Source organism: Acinetobacter sp. 22301, from assembly GCF_052045285.1.
GTDB classification, from domain to species: domain Bacteria; phylum Pseudomonadota; class Gammaproteobacteria; order Pseudomonadales; family Moraxellaceae; genus Acinetobacter; species Acinetobacter pittii.
This window is the reverse complement of sequence record NZ_JBQEOR010000032.1, coordinates 1-527: the sequence shown is the minus strand read 5'-3', so window position 1 is coordinate 527 and position 527 is coordinate 1. Positions and strand designations below refer to the sequence as shown.

The 527-nt window shown below is 50.5% G+C and carries 1 protein-coding gene; it reads right to left on the bottom strand.

What is annotated here, in order from left to right:
* Positions 1-527 (bottom strand): Ig-like domain-containing protein (locus ACTJJH_RS18380; protein ID WP_440601577.1); only part of this gene is annotated, 527 nt, incomplete at both ends.

Genomic DNA, 527 nt, shown 5'->3' with positions numbered 1-527 from the left:
TCACTTACAGTACCGGTTAACGCAGGTGTGCTGTCATTGGTCAATACATCATCAAGTGCGACTGTCGGTGCAACTGCATCCACCACAGCTGTTGCTGGACCTGAGGTATTGCCCGCAGGATCTTCTGTTACTGCTGTTACCGTGTCACCATCATTTAAGCCCGGGTTTGGCACAGTCCAACTACCATCCGGTCCTGCTACAACACTTGCCGTACTACCATCTGGATATGTCACAGTCACAGTTGAACCAGGTTCTGCTGTACCTGTAATTGGATCTGTCCCGTTAACCGGGTCAATCACTGGTGCTGCTGGTGCTGTTGTATCAACTGTCACTACTGCTGTATCGGTACCCGCATTACCTGCTGCATCTGTTGCCGTCACGGTAATGGTGTGTGGGCCATCAGTTAATGCAGGAAGTGTATTGTCTGCAAGCGTCCAGGTGCCGTCACCATTGTTCACTGCCGGATAGTCAGTGCCATCCACATTGACAACTACAGTTGCTGTTGGGTCACTTACAGTACCTGTTAA